The following is a 19,239-nucleotide window of genomic DNA, read 5'->3' as shown; positions in this document are numbered from 1 at the left end:
ACATGGGTGACGACAAGCCGGTCGAGATGAAAATCGAGGCCAGCGGCAGCGGAACCATAAAGAACGTCATCCAGGCCGTCATCCAGCACCTGACGCTGGGCATTAACTACCTGCCGACCGACTACAGCACGCGCATTGGCAACTTTATTCTGCAGTACACCGGCACGCCTGAAAGTCCCGTCCCCTTTGGCGGGCGGGAAGGCGACCTGCAGAAATTGGATGACTGGCTAGCCGCCGATGGCCCCCCTTATCTCCTTCTCGCTGCTCCGGCAGGCCGTGGCAAATCCGCTTTGCTGGTGCGCTGGCTGCAGCGCTTGCGAGAGCGCGAACCTGACTTGCTGCTGGTCTTTGTGCCGGTCAGCCTGCGCGTCAACACTGCCTCTCAAGTCGTTTTCTTCGCTGCCCTGTCTGCCCGTCTCGCTCATCTCTATGGCGAAAAGGTCCCTGCCGACCTGAGCTACGCGCCCGACGTTTGGCGCAGCATGGTGAGCAGCTTTCTCAGCCAACCCTCGCCTCATGGCCGTCTGCTCGTGGTGCTAGACGGCCTGGACGAAGCCACCGACTGGCAGGCCGGACCAGACCTTTTCCCCTTCCAGCCGCCAAGGGGATTGCATGTGGTAGTCTCGGCACGCTACCTGGCCGGCGATCGGGGGGCGGAGGGCTGGCTGCGCCGCTTGGAATGGGAGCGCCCTGACCTGGCCTGCACCTTGGACCTGGACCCGCTGACCAGAGAAGGCGTGGCGGACGTGCTGCTGAAGATGGGTTTTCCCCTGGACTGCCTGGGCCGCCGGGTGGACATCGTGGCCGAACTGCATCGCCTGAGCGAAGGCGACCCCTTGCTGGTGCGCCTGTATGTGGACGACCTCTGGCAGCGCGGAGAAGAAGCAGCCCGCCTGCAGCCAGAAGACCTCCAGGAACTAAAGCCCGGCCTGGAGGGGTACTTTGACCGCTGGTGGGAGGATCAGCGCAAGCAATGGGGAGACGAGGCCCCGCTCCGGGAGCAGACCGTGCGGGAGGTGCTCAACCTGCTCGCTGCGGCCTTAGCTCCCCTTGGACAGGATGACGTGCTAAGCCTGAGCACAGCAATGGACACCTGGGCGCTGGAGGAAGCGCTGCGCCCGCTGAAGCGGCTGGTGGTTGGCGATGGGCGTGCCCAGGGGTATGCTTTCAGCCATCCCCGCCTGGGGCAGTACTTCTGGGAGAAGCTGAGCCCCAAGGAACGGAAAGCGCTGGAGGAGCGTTTCCTGGCATGGGGACGGACGATTTTGGAAGCGCTGAAAAAGGGGGAATGCGCTCCACGCGCTGTGTCGCCTTACCTGGTGCGTGCTCTGGGCAATCACCTGGCGCGGGCGGGGGCGACGCCAGAGGAATGGCTGCAGTTGGTGGACGGGGTGTGGGCGGCGGCTGGGGAGGCGCTAGAGGGAGACTACAGCCTCTTTATCCACGACGTGGAGCGGGCCTGGCGGGTCTGCACCCTTGCCGATGGGGAGAAGGCCGCACGAGACGAGCTGGCACCCTATCTGGGAGGAGAAGTGCGCTGTGCGCTGGTAGAAGCCAGCATACACTCCCTGGCCGGCAACCTGCCGCCGGAGCTGCTGGTGGAGTTGGTGCGCGGCGGCGTGTGGCAGGCGCGGCAGGCACTAACCTATGCGCGGCAGATACCGGCTGAAGGTGCCCGTGCCGAGGCTTTGGCGGCCTTGGCGCCGCACCTGGAGCCGGACTTGCGCGCGCAAGCCTTGGCTGAGGCGCTGCAGGCGGCGCGGGGCATCTGGGATGAAGGTGCCCGTGCCGGGGCTTTGGCGGCCTTGGCGCCGCACCTGGAGCCGGCGCTCCTGGCTGAGGCGCTGCAGGCGGCGCGGGGTATCTGGGATGAATATTCCCGTGCCGAGGCTTTGGCGGCCTTGGCGCCGCACCTGGAGCCGGCGCTCCTGGCTGAGGCGCTGCAGGCGGCGCGGGGTATCTGGGATGAATATTCCCGTGCCGAGGCTTTGGCGGCCTTGGCGCCGCACCTGGCGGCACTCCCTCAACCCCATCTCTATCCCCTCTGGGCGGAGACGCTGCCCCTCCTGGCGCGCCGCACGCGCAGTAATTTGCTGGCAGACCTGCGTGCGCTGCAGCCCGTGATCTTTGCCTTGGGCGGGACGGGAGCGGTGGCGGAGGCATTTCGCGCCATCCAGGATGTGGGGAGGTGGTGGCCGTGAGGAGGCTCCTGCGTTGGGTGACAGGCGTGCTTGCCATCCATCTGGTGTTCGTGCCCATGTGCTGCTCTGCCCGTCCATGGCAAAGCGCATCTCCGGCTACCGCAGCAGAGGTACGGGGTGCCATGGGGGTCTCGGTTGTGTTTGACCAGGAGTTGGGCATCCTGACGCTTTCCAATGCGCACGTTCTGGTCAAGATGGATACCCAGCGCGGCACGCTTTCTTACGAAGCCGATGGCGTTCCTCTGATAGAGGGAGGGCATGCCGCGGTATCCGTTGCTGGGACAACGTATCGGAGCACCGACTTTTCGTGGGCAACCTGGAGCACGGCTGAGGTAAGCGATCCACTGGGCAGTGGGACTCGCGCCATGCTGGAGAGCCAGGGGTGGGATGGCTTGAAGTTGTCCCTTGCCGTGACGCTCTACGAGGATGCGCACTATGCGGTGCTTGAGGTGGCGCTCCACAATGCGGGTGAGAGCGACCGCGCCGTACAGTCCCTAACGCCTCTGGCGGTCGGAACTGGCGGAGCATTCCTGCGCGGCATCAGCCCACGGTCAACGGCGGTGTTCATCAACAGCTATACCAATGTGGGCTATCGCGGCGTGGTGCCCATACTGCCCGTGCCCAACTGGCGTGTGCCGCTCGCCTTGGCGGACGGCACAGGCAACCTAGAGTTGGGCAACTACTCCGGCTGGTGGGTGCACGCCCTTTGGAACAGCAAGCAGAACCTGGCATTCGTGGCTGGCGCCTTGAGCGCGGAGAAGTGGAAGACATCTATCCAGATCCAGCCAGATTTCCGGCGCAATCGCTTCAGGGGCTGGCAGGTGGGCAACCTGGGCAGTGCCGTGTTGCCGCCTGGGGAGGTATTCCGCTCGGAGAAGATTTTCCTCGGCGGCTACGCTGACCCCTTGCAGGGCCTTGAGGAATATGCCTGGGCCGTAAGGCAGGTCAACGCAGTACGGTTGCGAGAGAAGGTCGCCGGCTGGTGTTCTTGGCCCTACTATTACCGCAAGATCACGGCCTCGGACGTGTTGCGCAACGCCCAATTCGTGGCGGACAAGTTAGAGCGTCGCTACCCTTATATCCTCATTGACAGCGGCTGGTTCACCTGCCGCGGGGACTGGGCTGCCAATGAAAAGTTCCCCGCGGGCATGGCAGAGATAGCACGCCAAATCCACCAGTTGGGGCTGAAGGTGGGGTTGTGGTTTGCGCCGTTTTTGGTGGATAAGGAATCTGCTTTGCTCCAGGAGCATCCCGACTGGTTCGTGAGGTGTGAAGACGGCTCCCTCTACGTGTACAAGCAGGACATGAGCGCTCCTGAGCGCTATGTTTTGGATGGGTCGCATCCAGGAGTGCAGGCGTGGCTAAGGGAGTTGTTTGCCAGGGCAGTCCAGGAGTGGGGCTATGACTACTTGAAGCTGGATTTCCTCCATGCGGGCGCCGTGGAGGGGAAGCGCTACGACGAACAGATGACTGGCATGGAGGCGTTGCGCGCCGGCTTGCGTGCCATCCGCAGTGGGGCAGGCAGCGAAGCCTACATCCAGCAAGCCATCGGACCCTTCCTGGCTGCGGTCGGCATCCTCGATGAGAGCCGCGTGGGCATGGACACCGAGTTCCGCCTCAGCGCTGGCACCACCACGAGTGACGTCTCTGGGCTGAACTGGCAGTATGCGCTGTGGTACATCCGCAACAACCTGGCGGGCTATTTTGCGCAGGGCAACTTGTTCAACATCGCTCCTGGCGAGGGCCTGCGCCTGCATCCCTGGACGTACGAGGAAGCCAAGACGTTTGTTGCCGTGTATGCCCTGGGCGGGAGCCTGTGGCTAGCGGGCGACCTGACGGCGCTGCCAGAGGAGAAGGTGCTTTTGCTGACCCAAGAAAGCGTCTTGGCCTTGAGCAAGTTGCCCGTAGCGGCCAGGCCAGTGGACTTGTTCGCCAGGCCGGATCGGTGGGCGGGCATTGGTGCGATGAACGTCTTTCAGGACAGCCAGCGCTTGACCTTCCGCGACCTGCCGCGCATCTGGCACACCTCTGAAGAAGGCACGCACTTTGTGGGGCTGTTCAACTGGCGTGAGCGCCGCGGTGAGATCACACTGCGCTTGGGCGACATCGGCCTTGACCCGCATGCCACATACTCGGTAAGCGACCTATGGAGTGGCGAGAAGCTAGGGGACTACAGAGGGGAAATCACGCTGGTCTTGGAGCCGCACGCACATCGCTTGCTACGGATAGAGGCGACGGCGAGATAGAAGGATGCCTCACTCCCTGGAGCCTTCTCCCTTGGAGGGATCGGGGTGTGCATTTGTCATAAGCGCTTAAAGCGCTCACTCGGGCCAGGGATTGAAATCCCTGGCTATGCAGGCTGGGCATGGGAGCCCAGCCTGCTGCGCTTTGCAGAGGCGGCTCCCACGCCGCCGTATTCGTAGCCTCCACACCGCCACTACGATCCACCGCAGGCGGCAAAGTTTGCTCCAGGCGGACAACAGTCCGCCGTCTTTAGGCGGGTTTGTAGTGAGCGCTTCAGCGCTCGGATTGCCTCACCCCGGCCCCTCTCCTACGCTGTAGGAGAGGGGCTTTTTGCATGGGCTGTTGCCCACGCCAAGCAGAGGCCAGGGATTGAAATCCTTGGCTAAAAGCGACAAGCCCCTGAAGAGGCTTCTCGCAGTCAGCCGGGGAATTCATTCCCCGGCCACGCTAGCGCGAAGCGCGCACTACGAACCCAACAGGAAAGGTGGTTAGAAAAGCCTCCCTGCACTACACGCGGCCCCTCTCCTACGCTGTAGGAGAGGGGCTTTTTGCGCGGGCTGTTGCCCACGCCAAGCAGGGCCAGGGATTGAAATCTCCATCATCTATTTATGTGATCTACATGGACTGCCTGCCACGCCGTATGCATCCTATCACGGGCGCCTACGACAGCTCAGGCGTAAGCGTGGCGCGAGGAGCAGCCGTAACGGTCGGCACTGGCGTTGCCGTAGGCACGGGCGTCTGGGCGAAGGGCCGGCTCAGCGCCTGCAGCAATGCCGCGCCATGCAAACCCGCCTGCCGCGCTTCCCACCACAGCGTGACCTCGAACCACAGGTGATAGCACTCCTCCCCCGCCACGAAATCCATCCCCACGTAGCCGGGCTGTGTCCCCGGGATGCTGCCTACTGGCAAGCTGTCCAGCACCGTCAACAATTGTTCCGCCAGGTTGCCCAACGGCTCAACAGCAAGGCTGGAGACGGGGAGGGTGAAGTAGAAATCCGTCTCCAACAGGGCAAAGCCCTTCACATTGCCCGTTTGCGGGTCAATGCAATCCTCGCCGTATGCTACAGCGGAGACGGTCGCATCGGTTATCCCAGCAGATGCCAATGCCGCTTGCACCTGGGCGGAGAGCTCCGGCAAGGGACGCGTGCCCCAGTCCCAAATGCAGCCTTCGGAAGAAAAGAGCGTGGGCGTGAACGTGGGCGCTGGCGCGAGCATTTCTGTGGGCACTCTCTCAATAGTGGGCGTAGCTACCGGCTGCGTACCTCTGCATCCCACAAGGCAGAGGCAAGCCAAGAGGACACCGACCGAAGCCAGCCGTCCCTGCTTGCTATGGATCAACCATCCCAGCCAGTGCTCCTTACCGGTACGCAACATCGCCTCCTGGGCAAAGGCAGGTAACCTTACCGCCCGCCCCCATGCTTTGCATTATAGCCATCCGCCGCCGTATGCCAAACGCATGATGACAAAGGGGAGTTGCTTAGGATGACACCGGAGCAGTCTTCCAACACCCTATTCCATTTTTGACGCATTACACGTCACGCACTACAATGGATATCACAACCAAGCACCAAGGAAAATACTATGCCCAACCGCCTAGCTAACGCGAGCAGCCCATACCTACGCCAGCACGCCGATAACCCTGTAGACTGGTACCAATGGGGAGAAGAAGCCTTCGCTCTGGCACGCGCCACCGACCGCCCCATTTTCCTCAGCATCGGCTATGCCGCTTGCCATTGGTGCCACGTAATGGCGCACGAATCCTTCACCAACCCTGAGACAGCAGCATTGATGAACGAACACTTTGTTAACATCAAAGTGGACCGCGAGGAGCGCCCCGATATAGACGCCATCTACATCCAGGCCGTGCAGATGCTTGCCGGGCGCGCTGGCTGGCCTCTCTCTGTCTTCCTCACCCCCGATGGGCACCCTTTCTTCGGTGGTACTTACTTCCCGCACGAGCCGCGCTATGGGATGCCCTCCTTCCGCCAGATACTGCAGGCAATCGCCCATGCCTGGCAAACCCGCCGCGCAGAGCTGGTGGACGGCAGCATCCAGATTGTCGAGGCAATCCGCCAACAGATGGCTGCCGACCTGCCGCCTGCAGACCTGCAACGCGAGACCTTTCTTGGCCATTCATCACTCACAGCAACTCCTCCAGCCGCTTGCCGCGTGCAGCAGCGCGTTCTGCCATCCATTGGCGGTGGTCCTTCGGTGGCGGCGGCTGCTCCTCCGCAGGCCGGCGCACCAGGCGCAGTGCATCGCTGGGGCAAGCCGCCACGCACAAGCCACAGCCCATGCAATGCATGGCGTCCACCACGCAGACATCATCCGGGACGGACAGGGCATGGAAATGGCAGCGCTCGATACACGCCTCGCAGCCCGTACACAGCTCTGCATCTACCGCCGCCAGAAAGGCAGAGCGCGCTAGCGCATGCGCCTGACCGAACTCGATTATGCCGCGCATGATACCACAGCAGCAAGGACAGCAGTTGCAGATGTAGTAGATGTTCTCCTGCTGGTTGTAGACCGAATGCACCAGCCCCGCTTCTTCTGCCTCGCGTAGGATGCGCAGCGCTTCCTCCTTGGTGATGGACTGCACATGCGGCATGTTGGCAAAAGCCCCTTCGACCGGCGCAAAGTTGATGCAATTCATGCGCGGATAGTCGCAGGGCTCGCCAAGCAACGCCTTCTGCTTGCGGCAAATGCATTCGCGCACGCCGAAGGACTCGGCATTGTCCAACAGCGCCGAAACGCTTTCGTAGGGCAGCACGTCAATCTCCGCTGCCACGCTCTGCTCCACCGGGATGATGCGCTGGAACGCTGGGCCAGGCACGAGCAGTCCCTCGCCACGCGTCTCCTGTACCATAGCTTCGAAGAGCTCCGCCATCTCCTTGTCCATGTAGGGTAGCGACTCTTCATAGGAGCCCACCACAAAGGGCAGCAGGGCGAAGGCCAGGCCCTTCTGCCCCCGCCCAGCACTGACCAAGCCCTTGCGTGCCATCCCCTTCAAAGTCTGGTAAGCCTGTTGCTCGTCCATGCCGGCACGTGCGGCAATGTCCGCCACCTCTTCGCGCTGCAAGCGCATCACCGCCGCCAGAGCCGCTTCCTCTGGCGTGAACATCTTCGCTAACAACTTGAGCTCCACGCCGCTTTTCGTGCGCGGAAAACCGCTTGGCGTCTGGCTCAAGCGCTCCGCCAGCCGCTCGTATACGGATACTGTATCAGTCATATCGTTAGCCTTTTTCCTTTTTTATCACAAAAGCAAACTTTTCCAATTTTTATTTCTTCGTGTCTTTGTGTCTTCGTGGTTAGTCCCTCTTTTACCAAGACATGAAGATCCCAAGATCAATAACCTCTGCCCTTTGTGGTTAACCCTCTCCCCAAAAAGAAAAGGCCCGTCCACCCGTACCGGTAGACGGGCCTTGATTCTTTACCTAGGCAGGACGAACCTGTGGTACACGGTGGGTATAAAGTAACGGTGCATGTGCTGGATGCGCCCCTCGACCTCGTAGTCAATGGGCCCAACGGTCGCATTGTACCACTGGATGTACTCGTTCAACCCTTGCTGCATGTCGTAGTACGTATCCCAGCGGTTCGTGCCCTCTCTAAAGGTGACGAACCCATCCCCGCCAGGCGCCAGGAAGTTGTTTGTCACCACGCGGTAGGTCTTGCTCTCATCCAGCGGCTCACCGTTCACCTTGATGTCAAAGGCACCCCAGCTCTTGGGCGTGTTGCAACGGCAATCGTTGTACCACTTGAAGGTGATGCCTGAGCACTGCAGCATGCCCTTGTACAAGGACGCCGACTGATTGAGCAAGGCCTGGATCTGCGCCCCGGTCAGGTCCATCAGATAGAGCGTGTTGGCAAAGGGCAGCACGCTGAAGGTATCACCCCAGGTGATGGTATATGGCAGCGTCGCGCCAGCCGGGATGACGAGGTCCGCACGCAGCCCACCAGCATTGGTGAAGGCAATGTCCACCGAGCCGTTGACTTCGTCGTCATCATACGCATCCGCCTTCCAACGCATGCTGTCCGCCACCAGGTCGCCAATGTTGGACTCGTTGTTGTAGTCACGCACCAGGCTGACGTTGGTGTAGCCCACCGGCTGCTGCAGGATGGGCTGTACTACGCTCGCCCAGTACGCCACGCGGTCCGCTACCGCCGGATCGGGCGTCACGGTGGCGGTAGTGATGAGGATCAACTGGTAGCTGTCCACCGTCAGCTTCTTGGTCGCGGGGTCAACCGTGGCATTCACCCGCCCCAGAGCACGCCCTGCATACCAGGCAGAGACGATGGCTGTGTCGCCTACCATGATCGGTGTGTCCAGGCGCTCGTGCTGATGTCCGCCGATCATTAGGTCCACCGGCTTGCCGGCATCAATCAGCTCCTGGGCAATGGTGCGCAGCCCCTTGTACGGCCCGCTGTCTGCTGAGCCAATGTGCGCCAGCACCACCATGGCATCGCACTGGGACTTGAGTTCATCGTAGTAGTGCAGCACGGCCTCCGTCGGGTCTTTGAACACCAGCCCCTCCGTCGTGCCCTTCAGCGTCACTACTGGCGTCTCGTCCGTGGTCAAGCCCAGCACGCCCAGCACGACCTGATCCCCAGCGCTGCCCAAGGTCAGGGTGATATAGGGCTTGGTCCAAGTGGGGTGCTCCCACTCTGTGCCGGAAATGACGATGTTGGCACTGACCCAGGGGAAGTTCGATTGGTTAGTGCGGCTGATGAGCACTGTCTGGCCCTTGTCGAACTCGTGGTTACCGTAAGCAGCAACATCGTAGCCGATCATGTTGTAGATGTCAATGGTGCTCTCGCCGAGGAGCAACTGCGAGATAGGCGCGCCGCCGAGGTAGACATCGCCCGCATCTAAGAGGGCAACATTGTCCACACCGACCTCAACACGGATCTCGTTGACCTTGCCTGCGATGTACGCGGAGCCGCCGCGCCCACTGGAGTCAGGTTGCAGATTGCCGTGGAAGTCGTTGGTGTGCAGGATGGTCACGGACGGCAGGAAGCGAATGCGTCCTTCCACCTGCGGCGAGATGGGCGTGTGCTCCTTGATGTAGTCAATGACCACATCGCGCACATAGTACTGCGTGTCAGCGATAATCTGATCCAGCGGCCAGATGGAGACACCCGCATCGCTGTACGAGCAGGCACCTGCTGCCAGGTAGTTCACGGTGGAGACGTTGTAGTAGGTATCAGCATCACTGAAATCCACTGGCACACCGTTGATCGTCAGCGATACGACATTGTCTTCCGCCTCAGGCACATTGGGATTGTAGACGATCTGCCCGCCTGCGGAGATGTCCAGGAAGCAGGTCGTGTAGCGCGCCTGACCACGACGCCACAGGTCATAGTTGTAGAAGCTGCGCTCCAGCACCCTCTTGAGCTGTGGGCCGTTCATGCGCATGACCACCAGCGAGTTCTCGTAGGGCATGAGCGTGAACATGTCCTGCACGCGCAGCGTCCCAGCCGGCACGTACTGGTTGGTCATAGCACCTGACAGGTGAAAGTCCACATCAATGCCCGCCCGTTCCAGAGCCCACTTGGAGGCATCCACCTGCAAATTCGAGCCAGCTGTTTCCTCAAAGAGCGCGGTGCGCGTATCCAAGTCCACTGTGCTCTCGCCGATTACCTGGCTGGTATAGGCATTCAACTCTGTCATGTACGGTGCCAGCAGCGCTTCGATCTCAGGATCTGGCGGCAGCAAGCCCGCCGGCAGCAAGCGACCCTCGCGCAGCACCACCTGATAGCCATCGGTCTCATTGCCAACAAAGCCCACATTGACCTTGCCCAAGTAGTAGGCATGTCGCTCAGCCTGGGCAATCAAAGTGCCTTCCGTGTTGGTGATGGAGGTGCGCATCACGGCCGGGTCGAGCTTAGTATGGCTGTGGCCACCAATGATGACGTCAATACCCGGCACGTTGTCTGCCAGGAAGACATCCGTGTCCTCGGGACGCGAGCCTTCGTATGGTGAATAGCCCAGGTGGGTCAAGCCAACGAGCAAGTCGGGGTTCTCATCAGCAATAATCTGCGGCACCAGAGCGCTGGCTGCCTCATAGCCACCCACGAAGGTCAGCCCGACGATATTGCTGGGTAGTTCGTAGCTGGGCACCCGCGGGTTGGTCAGGCCGAAGATGGCTACCTTCATGCCTTCGACCGTTGTCGTGATATAGTCGCGCACGTTCTCCTCGATGAAGCCGTAGCGCCCGTCATCTGAGACGTTCGCCGCAACAAAGGGGAATTGCGCCTGGCCCAATGCCTTGGCAAAGGTTTCCCGCCCGAAGTTGAACTCATGGTTGCCTATGGTCGAGGCATTGTAGCCCATGGCGTTCATCACCGCCATCATCGGGTTGGCGAGCGTGGTCTCGCCGCCAGGTACGGGCCCAGGGGCATTGCGGAAGTAGAAGGCAAAAGCATTGCCTTGGATGGTGTCGCTAGCGGTCAGCAGCAGAGCATTGGGGTTCTTTGCCCGCTCATGCTTGACCAGCGAGGAAATGTAGGTCAAGCCAATGGGATTGCCGCGGTAGGTGTCGGTATAGGCACGGCCATGCTCATCGTTGGTGTGCAAGATGGTAACCACCTTGTCCAGCTTCTGGATGCGCCCCTCGACCTCGTAGTCAATGGGGCCAACGGTCGCATTGTACCACTGGATGTACTCGTTCAACCCTTGCTGCATGTCGTAGTACGTATCCCAGCGGTTCGTGCCCTCTCTAAAGGTGACGAACCCATCCCCACCAGGAGCCAGGAAGTTGTTGGTCACCACGCGGTAGGTTTTCTTATAGTCCAGTGGCTCGCCGTCCACCATCACGCCATAAGCACCCCAAGCCGTGGGCGACACGCCACCTACATCGTTGTACCAATACCAGGTGATGCCCGAGGACTGCAAGATACCCTTGTACAGTGTGGCGGCCTGATCGAGCAAGGCTTGGATCTGCCAGCCAGTCAGGTCCATCAGGTAAAGCGTGTTGGCAAAGGGCAGCACGCTGTAGGTATCACCCCAGGTGATGGTATATGGCAGCGTCGCGCCAGCCGGGATGACGAGGTCCGCACGCAGCCCACCAGCATTGGTGAAGGCAATGTCCACCGAACCGTTGACTTCGCCATCGTCGTACTCATCCGCCTTCCAGCGCATGCTGTCCGCCACCAGGTCGCCGATGTTGGACTCGTTGTTGTAATTACGCACCAGGCTGACGTTAGTGTAGCCCACCGGCTGCTGCAGGATGGGCTGTACTACGCTCGCCCAGTACGCCACGCGGTCCGCTACCGCCGGATCGGGCGTCACGGTGGCGGTAGTGATGAGGATCAACTGGTAGCTGTCCACCGTCAGCTTCTTGGTCGCGGGGTCAACCGTGGCATTCACCCGCCCCAGAGCACGCCCCGCGTACCAGGCAGAGACGATGGCTGTGTCGCCTACCATGATCGGCGTGTCCAGGCGCTCGTGCTGATGTCCGCCGATCATTAGGTCCACCGGCTTGCCGGCATCAATCAGCTCCTGGGCAATGGTGCGCAGCCCCTTGTACGGCCCGCTGTCTGCTGAGCCAATGTGCGCCAGCACCACCATGGCATCGCACTGGGACTTGAGTTCATCGTAGTAGTGCAGCACAGCCTCCGTCGGGTCTTTGAACACCAGCCCCTCCGTCGTGCCCTTCAGCGTCACTACTGGCGTCTCGTCCGTGGTCAAGCCAAGCACGCCCAGCACGACCTGATCCCCAGCGCTGCCCAAGGTCAGGGTGATATAGGGCTTGGTCCAAGTGGGGTGCTCCCACTCTGTGCCGGAGATGACGATGTTGGCACTGACCCAGGGGAAGTTCGATTGGTTAGTGCGGCTGATGAGCACTGTCTGGCCCTTGTCGAACTCGTGGTTACCGTAAGCAGCAACATCGTAGCCGATCATGTTGTAGATGTCAATGGTGCTCTCGCCGAGGAGCAACTGCGAGATAGGCGCGCCGCCGAGGTAGACATCGCCCGCATCCAAGAGGGCAACATTGTCCACACCGACCTCAACACGGATCTCGTTGACCTTGCCGGCGATGTACGCGGAGCCGCCGCGCCCACTGGAGTCAGGTTGCAGATTGCCGTGGAAGTCGTTGGTGTGCAGGATGGTAATCTGCTTCGTGGTTCTGGCTTCGCCATGAACGGTCAAACCAAGGGCAAAAGCCAACAGCAGAGTGACGCAAACAAGCAATGCGCCAAGTACTTTCTTATTGGAGTTTGACACTTTCTTCCTCCTTTGGAATTCTATCTCTTATGCATCTGACTTACAGCTCAAAACCGCCTACAAGCTGTGGTTATTGAGATCCTGTCATCACCTCCTTCCAAAGGAACTATTGCGCTTTCGCCAAGGCATATCTTGGCCGAAAGCGAAAGCCAATGTGGACTACAATCTCTGGCGCGAGAAGAGCCAGTCTTCTCTCAGCCAGAAGGGGTTTTATCGTGTATTATTATAGCAAAAATAAGCAAAATTGGCAAATCGGTAGGAGGTGCACTGCCATTGCACCACTATATATTGTGCTTGTACTAGACCTGACGGGTCTCCCCAGACCCGTCAGGTCTATGCTATTCAAACTGGCTGTTGTACATCTCGGCATAAGCGCCGCCGCGCGCTAGCAACTCCTCGTGCGTGCCTTGCTCCACGATATTGCCGTCGCGGATCATCAGGATGAGGTCGGCGTTGCGGATGGTGGAGAGCCGATGCGCGATGACAAAACTGGTGCGTCCGCGCATCAGGTTATCCATCGCTTCCTGGATGAGCAGCTCGGTGTGCGTGTCCACGGAACTGGTCGCCTCGTCCAGGATGAGCATGGGCGGGTTGGCCAGAATGGCACGGGCGATGGTCAGCAACTGCTTCTGTCCCTGCGAGATGTTGGTGACCTCCTCGTTGATCACCATGTGGTAGCCTTCGGGCAGGGTGCGGATGTAGCGGTCTATGTGCGCCACCCGCGCTGCGGCGATGACCTCCTCTTCGCTGGCATCCCCGCGCCCATAGCGGATGTTGTCCAGCACCGTGCCATTGAACAGCCAGGTGTCCTGCAGCACCATGCCAAAGAGACGCCGCAGGTCGGCGCGCCGAAATTGGCGGATGTCGTGCCCATCCACCAGGATGGCACCATCATCCACATCGTAGAAGCGCATGAGCAGCTTGACCAGCGTCGTCTTGCCTGCGCCGGTCGGTCCCACGATGGCCACTTTCTGTCCCGGTTTGATGGCTGCGGAGAAGCCTTTGATGACCGGCTTGCCCGGCAGATAACTGAAGCGGACATTGCGGAATTCCACCTGCCCTTCCACTTTCTCCAGTTGCACCGGCTGCTCCACAACCTCGGGTGGTTCCTCCGCTTCGGCCAGGAACTCGAACACGCGCTCCGCTGCTGCCGCCATCTGCTGTAGGACATTGAAGATGTTCGCCAATTGGGTGATGGGCTGGGTGAACATGCGCACGTACTGGATAAAGGCCTGGATGTCGCCGATGGCGATGAGCCCGCGAATGGTCAGGTAACTGCCCATGACCACCACGGCGACAAAGCCCAGGTTGCTGATGAAGTGCATCACTGGCATCATGATGCCGGAGAGGAACAGCGCCTTCCAGGCCACGCTGTAGAGGGCATCGTTGTAGCGGTCGAACTGGCGAATGCTTTTTTCCTCACCGTTGAAAACCTTGACGATGACATGCCCGCCGAACATCTCCTCCACATGCCCATTCACATGCCCGAGATATTCCTGCTGCTGAACGAACAGTTTCTGGGATCTGCGGATGATGCTCGTGGTCAGACCCGTGGCCAGCGGCAGGATGAGCAAGGCGATCAGCGTCATCTGCCAACTGATGCTCAGCATCATGGCGAGCATGCCCACGACTGTGACCACCGACGTGATCATCTGCGTTAAGCTCTGGTTGAGCGTCTGGTTGACCGTGTCCACATCGTTGGTCAGGCGCGAGAGGACCTCGCCATGCGTCGTGCCGTCAAAGTAGCGGAAGGGCATGCGGTGGATCTTGGTCATGATGTCCCCGCGCAACTGATACGTAATCCGCATGGTCACATCGGTCATCAGCCAGCCCTGCACATAGCTCAGCATTGCCGAGAGCAGGTACAGTCCCAAGACGGTGAGCAAAATGCGCCCAATGGCGGCAAAGTCAATTCCACCCGTGCCGCTGATTTGAGCGATCAGCCCCTCGAACAGTTTGGTGGTCGCCGAACCGAGCACCTTCGGCCCGAAGATGGAAAAGATGGTGGAAGCAGCAGCCAGCAGGATGACCACCACAATGCTGATCCGATGTGGGCCAAGGTAAGCGATCAACTTGCGCAACGTGCCGCGAAAGTCGCGTGCCTTTTCGACCGGCCTCATGGAGATGGGCGGGCCAGGTCTGCCCCTTGGCCCCCGTCCACCAAACGGGCCAGCTCTGCCGAATGGGCCTGGGGTGCCAATCGGACTGGGTCTGCTCTGCGTATCAGGGCGAGGTGCGGAAGAGTTTCGCGGTGGGCGATCGGTTGTGCTCATGCCAACACCTCCTGCAGTTTCAACTGCGATTGCGCGATCTCGTGGTAGATGGGACAGCGCTCGAGCAGTTCTTCGTGGGTGCCCTGTCCAATCACCTCCCCCTCGTCCAACACGAGGATCCAATCGGCATCTTTGATCGTCGCCACTCTTTGCGAGACGATGATGACCGTGCTGTCGCCCACGAATTGCCTGAGCGCGCGGCGCAGACGGACGTCGGTCTTGAAATCAAGCGACGAGAAACTATCATCGAAGATGTAGATGGGCGGATGCTTGACCAGAGCACGGGCAATGCTCAGGCGCTGCTTCTGCCCCCCGGAAAAGTTCGCCCCGCCTTGCGCAACATCCGCAGCCAGCCCCTCCGGTTGCGAGAGGACGAAATCCTCAGCCTGGGCAATCTCCAACGCCAGGCGCATCACCTCCTCATTGGCGTCCTCGTTGGCATAGCGTAGGTTGCTCTCGACGGTGCCGCTGAACAAGTTGCTCTGCTGGGGGACGTAGCCAATTTTGTCCCGCAGTTCGCTCAGGCGCACGCGGCGGATGTCCACTCCGCCGACGTAAATTGCCCCCTCGGTGACATCGTAGAAGCGCGGGATGAGGTTGATCAGCGTGGACTTGCCCGAACCGGTCGTGCCGATGATGCCCACGGTCTGCCCGGCAGGGATGGTGAAGGTGATGTCGCGGAGCACGCATTCCTCGGCATCGGGATAGCGGAACGAAACATGGCGGAACTCGATCGTGCCCTCGAATGGTTCCGGGAAAGGTGTGGGCTCTACGGGGTCGCAGATGCTGACCTCGGTCTCCAGCACCTCGGCGATGCGGTTCGCTGCGACATCGGCGCGGGGCAGCATGATGAAGAGCATGGAGAGCATCGTGAAGGAAAAGAAGACTTGCATGGCATACTGCAAAAAGGCCATCATGTCCCCCACTTGCATCCTTGCCTGGGCGACTTGATGCGCACCGACCCAGATGATGAGGATGGAGACGCCGTTCATCAACAGCATCATCAGCGGCATCATGATGACAAGGACGCGGTTGACAAAGAGGCTGATGCGCATCAGATCGCGGTTGGCTTGGTCGAAGCGTTTGTTCTCGTGCTTTTGGCGGTTGAAGGCGCGCACCACCATCATGCCCGAGAGGTTCTCACGCGCAATGCGGTTCAGCGCATCCACCAGGGACTGGATGATGCGGAACTTGGGCACGGCGATGCGGAAGGCGGTCGCAATCAGACTGATCAGGAGCAGCACAGCAAGGGCAATGATCCACCACATCGAGGGGCTTTTGTTCAGGGCATGGATGATGCCCCCGATGCCCATGATGGGAGCAAAGAATACCATGCGGATCATCATCATAGTCACCATCTGAATCTGGGTGATGTCGTTGGTCGAGCGCGTGATGAGCGAGGCGGTGGAAAAACGCTCCAGTTCGACGCTGGAAAAGCGCATGACTTGCGCGAAGAAAAAGTGCCGCAGGTTGCGCGCCAGTCCCGCTGCGGTGCGCGTCGAGAGGAAACCAACGATGATGGCCGCGGTGATGGAGATCAGAGAGATGAGCAGCATCTGCCCACCCACGCGCAGGATGTAGGCGTTCTGAATGCGCAGTGGATCCACGCCGAGGGCTTCGTATTCGCTGCGCACAGCACGCGCTGCTGCTTGCAACAGCGCTTTCTCGCCGCCCAGCGCCGCGAAGCGCCGCTCCACCGCGGTATTGATCTGGGTGCGCTGATCAGCGGACAGCCGACCCAGGAGGGCGAAGAGGTCCATCCCCGGCGGAAGTTTGGAGAGGTCGAAGACTTCCAGCCCCGGCATCAGGGCGCTGGCCTGTTCGGGATGCGCTTTTATCTGCTCGATGCCAAAGACGATGAGCAGCGCCCGCCCCATCACGGGGTTGAGGCGCTTCACCGTTGCGGCATCGGCGTCCTGTAGGACATAGATAGGCTCTTGCGCTAGCGTGGGATACTTCTCGAGATACGCTTCGTAATCGGGAGCGGATTGCGTCACCAGACGATAGTGGGCAAGCACCTCTGCTTTCTCGTCCGCGGTGAGGAAGAGCGCCAAGCGTTCCATCGTGCTCTGGCGCAAAGCCTCCGGCACGGCGTGCTCTACACCGCCCTGCTGGATGCCCACGTTGACGATGCGCGACATATAGTCGGGCAGGGCCAGGTCAGCGTTGGCCTGGATGAAAAGCAGCACAATAGCAAGCAAAATCCACCAAGTGAATGGCTTTAGGTATTTGAGCAAGCGCAGCATCGAAACTCCTTTGGCATTTGGGAAAACCACAAAAAGCGGCCAAAAGTCGGCCGGGCCGCGCAATCATGCGCGGACAACAGGCAGCCCCGGTCACAACTGGCCTACGCGGTTCATCCCGATCTGTGGCAATTATTTAGCGTTGCTAATGATACCACAGGGGCGCGTTTTTGTCAATTGTGGGGTGCGCTCGGGGTGGGCAGCAGCCCGTGCCAGGAGCCGCCTTTCCGCTCGGCGTGGACAACAGTCCGCCTTAGAGCAGTGAGATAAGTTCGTAGTGCGCACTTCAGTGCGCATGAGCAGTCCGCCTTAGAGCAGTGAGATAAGTTCGTAGTGCGCATGAGCGCTGAAGCGCTCACTACGAACTCACGCCAGGGGACGGCGGACTCTTGTCCGCCTGGAGCAAGGACCTCACCCCTCGTCCCCTCTCCTGCTACAGGAGAGGAGGTAGCGTGTAGTGCAGGGAGGCTTTTCTAACCACCTTTCCTGTTGGGTTCGTAGTGCGCGCTTCAGCGCGCTAGCGTGGCCGGGGAATGAATTCCCCGGCTGAATGTGAGAAGCCCCTTCAGGGGCTTGTCATTTTTAGCCAGGGATTTCAATCCCTGGCGCGGACTGTTGTCCGCCTGGAGCAATGTGATGATGGCCATCAACGAATAGGGTGAAATCGCCCGCGGCGCTGAAGGCCGTTTACGGCTGCGGCTGCCATGCGATGGGGGCAATGGCGACCTCGCCGGAGGTGAGGGTGGCAACCCAGGGCCAGCCGGCTGTGGTGATGTACCACTGATCGCGCTGAGCATGGTAGATCCACTCCGGGGCATGTGCTTCCAGTTGGGTGAGCAAGGTGGGGGAGCGGCCTTTGCCGCGGTAAACGCCGAAATCGTATGGGTTGTCAGAGTGAAAGACCAGCGTCTCGTTGTAGCTGGCTTTATCGGGCCAGATTCTGAACAGCATGAGGATGGCGGGCCAGAAGAAGGAGTCGTTGTTGTAGGTGAGTGAGAGGTAGTAGTGCCCATCGTACTGCAGGACAAAGGGCGATTCCATGGAGGCGAAGGCGGAATTGCGTTCGCTGCCCCAGCTACTCCCCAGGGCGGTGCGGATGTACTGCCAGTGCTCCAAGTCGAAGGATTGATAGAGATCGATCTGGGAGTAGTAAGCCCCGCGTGCCGTGGTGTAGAGCAGCCATTGGTTCTCGGCTACCTGTAACACCATGGCATCGCGGAAGAATTTGTGGTATGGCGTGGACATGGTGATGCGGTGATCCTCCCACCCGATGCCATCGAGAGAGGTCATCTGGTGCAGCTTGTGCGGCGACCAGAACATGTGATACTTGCCCTGGGCATAGAGGACGTGCGGCGCCCACGCCAGTTCGCCAAAATCGGCAATGGGGGTCTGCTCCTGCATGCCGTCCAAGGGCGGGAAATCCTTGCTCACCGCGACGGCAAAGTACTTTTCCTGGTTATAGTCGCCATCGGTGAGGGAGGTGATGCCCACCAACCGCCAGTTGCCCTGCGCGTCCTGGAACACCGTGTGGTCATTGATGTAATATCCATACTGCGCGGGCTTGAAGAGCGATTGCCATTCCCCGGCGATGCGCGGCACGAACAATGGGGGACTGTCCTGTGTTGGCCACGCCTGCGCCTCGTCGAGCAGCGTGGCTTCTCCGCCCCGCTTGGGCACACGCCAGACACGGAAGGAGCCGCCCTCCCCACGCCATAGGAAGGAACCGAACTGCGCCTGCCCGACTGTCTGCCAGCCCGCGGCAGCCCGCCGCTCGATGCGGTAGGTCTCCGCTTCAGGGTTGGCGATCCAGCCCAGGTGCACCCATCCAGGGCCAGTGTTGACCTGCACGCCGTAGTGTGCTTGCTCTTCTGCCACCTCCGTGCGTGGGATGGAGCCATAGAAATCACTGGCGAGGGGCGCCTCAACGTAGATTCGCACGACTGCCTCCAGCAGCAGCCAGAGGACCAAGACGCTCAAGAGCACCTTGCCTAGCTTCAATAGCCAGTTTCTCATTGCTTTCCACTCCTCGATTTGTCACCGAAAATGCAGACCGG

Annotated in this window: 8 protein-coding genes and 1 pseudogene; 3 read left to right on the top strand and 6 right to left on the bottom strand. The window is 60.3% G+C overall.

Annotated elements, in window-relative coordinates; genetic code table 11:
* Positions 1-2: 2 nt before the first annotated feature.
* Entirely contained in the window at positions 3-2,201 is a 2,199-nt protein-coding gene (locus H5T67_08105) for an ATP-binding protein (GenBank protein MBC7245282.1), read from the top strand.
* Positions 2,198-4,447 (top strand): alpha-galactosidase, encoded by a 2,250-nt coding sequence (locus H5T67_08100; protein ID MBC7245281.1) that lies wholly within the window; start codon positions 2,198-2,200, stop codon positions 4,445-4,447. Before H5T67_08105 ends, H5T67_08100 begins: the two co-directional genes overlap by 4 nt.
* 658 nt (positions 4,448-5,105) lie before the next feature.
* Here H5T67_08100 and H5T67_08095 read toward each other — a convergent pair.
* On the bottom strand, positions 5,106-5,819 hold the full coding sequence (locus tag H5T67_08095) for a hypothetical protein (protein ID MBC7245280.1): 714 nt from the start codon (positions 5,817-5,819) through the stop codon (positions 5,106-5,108).
* A gap of 207 nt (positions 5,820-6,026) precedes the next feature.
* On the opposite strand from H5T67_08095, the pseudogene H5T67_08090 reads away from it, so the two are divergent.
* Positions 6,027-6,521 (top strand): annotated as a pseudogene (locus H5T67_08090) (thioredoxin domain-containing protein).
* 64 nt (positions 6,522-6,585) lie between these two features.
* Here H5T67_08090 and H5T67_08085 read toward each other — a convergent pair.
* From H5T67_08085 to H5T67_08065, 5 genes are all read right to left on the bottom strand, one after another.
* Positions 6,586-7,674 (bottom strand): 4Fe-4S binding protein, encoded by a 1,089-nt coding sequence (locus tag H5T67_08085; protein MBC7245279.1) that lies wholly within the window; start codon positions 7,672-7,674, stop codon positions 6,586-6,588.
* A gap of 201 nt (positions 7,675-7,875) precedes the next feature.
* Positions 7,876-12,669: a 5'-nucleotidase C-terminal domain-containing protein gene (locus H5T67_08080; protein MBC7245278.1), complete on the bottom strand. Its 4,794-nt coding sequence runs from the start codon at positions 12,667-12,669 to the stop codon at positions 7,876-7,878.
* 338 nt (positions 12,670-13,007) lie between these two features.
* Positions 13,008-14,942, bottom strand: coding sequence for an ABC transporter ATP-binding protein (locus H5T67_08075; GenBank protein ID MBC7245277.1), 1,935 nt, complete (start codon positions 14,940-14,942; stop codon positions 13,008-13,010).
* Positions 14,939-17,188, bottom strand: a complete 2,250-nt coding sequence (locus tag H5T67_08070; protein MBC7245276.1) for an ABC transporter ATP-binding protein — start codon at positions 17,186-17,188, stop codon at positions 14,939-14,941. The genes H5T67_08075 and H5T67_08070 overlap by 4 nt, the downstream gene beginning before the upstream one ends.
* Before the next feature lie 684 nt (positions 17,189-17,872).
* Positions 17,873-19,198, bottom strand: a complete 1,326-nt coding sequence (locus H5T67_08065; GenBank protein MBC7245275.1) for a hypothetical protein — start codon at positions 19,196-19,198, stop codon at positions 17,873-17,875.
* Positions 19,199-19,239: the final 41 nt, after the last annotated feature.

Source organism: Chloroflexota bacterium, from assembly GCA_014360905.1.
Taxonomy (GTDB): domain Bacteria; phylum Chloroflexota; class Anaerolineae; order UBA2200; family UBA2200; genus JACIWX01.
The sequence above is the reverse complement of the archived record's forward strand: the minus strand, read 5'-3'. Positions and strand labels throughout refer to the sequence as shown.

Bases quoted from the DNA above. Each gene is read 5' to 3' on its own strand.
- H5T67_08105 (MBC7245282.1), top strand. From the start codon at position 3: ATGGGTGACGACAAGCCGGTCGAGATGAAAATCGAGGCCAGCGGCAGC.
- H5T67_08095 (MBC7245280.1), bottom strand. From the start codon at position 5,819: ATGTTGCGTACCGGTAAGGAGCACTGGCTGGGATGGTTGATCCATAGC.
- H5T67_08085 (MBC7245279.1), bottom strand. From the start codon at position 7,674: ATGACTGATACAGTATCCGTATACGAGCGGCTGGCGGAGCGCTTGAGC.
- H5T67_08075 (MBC7245277.1), bottom strand. From the start codon at position 14,942: ATGAGCACAACCGATCGCCCACCGCGAAACTCTTCCGCACCTCGCCCT.
- H5T67_08070 (MBC7245276.1), bottom strand. From the start codon at position 17,188: ATGCTGCGCTTGCTCAAATACCTAAAGCCATTCACTTGGTGGATTTTG.
- H5T67_08065 (MBC7245275.1), bottom strand. From the start codon at position 19,198: ATGAGAAACTGGCTATTGAAGCTAGGCAAGGTGCTCTTGAGCGTCTTG.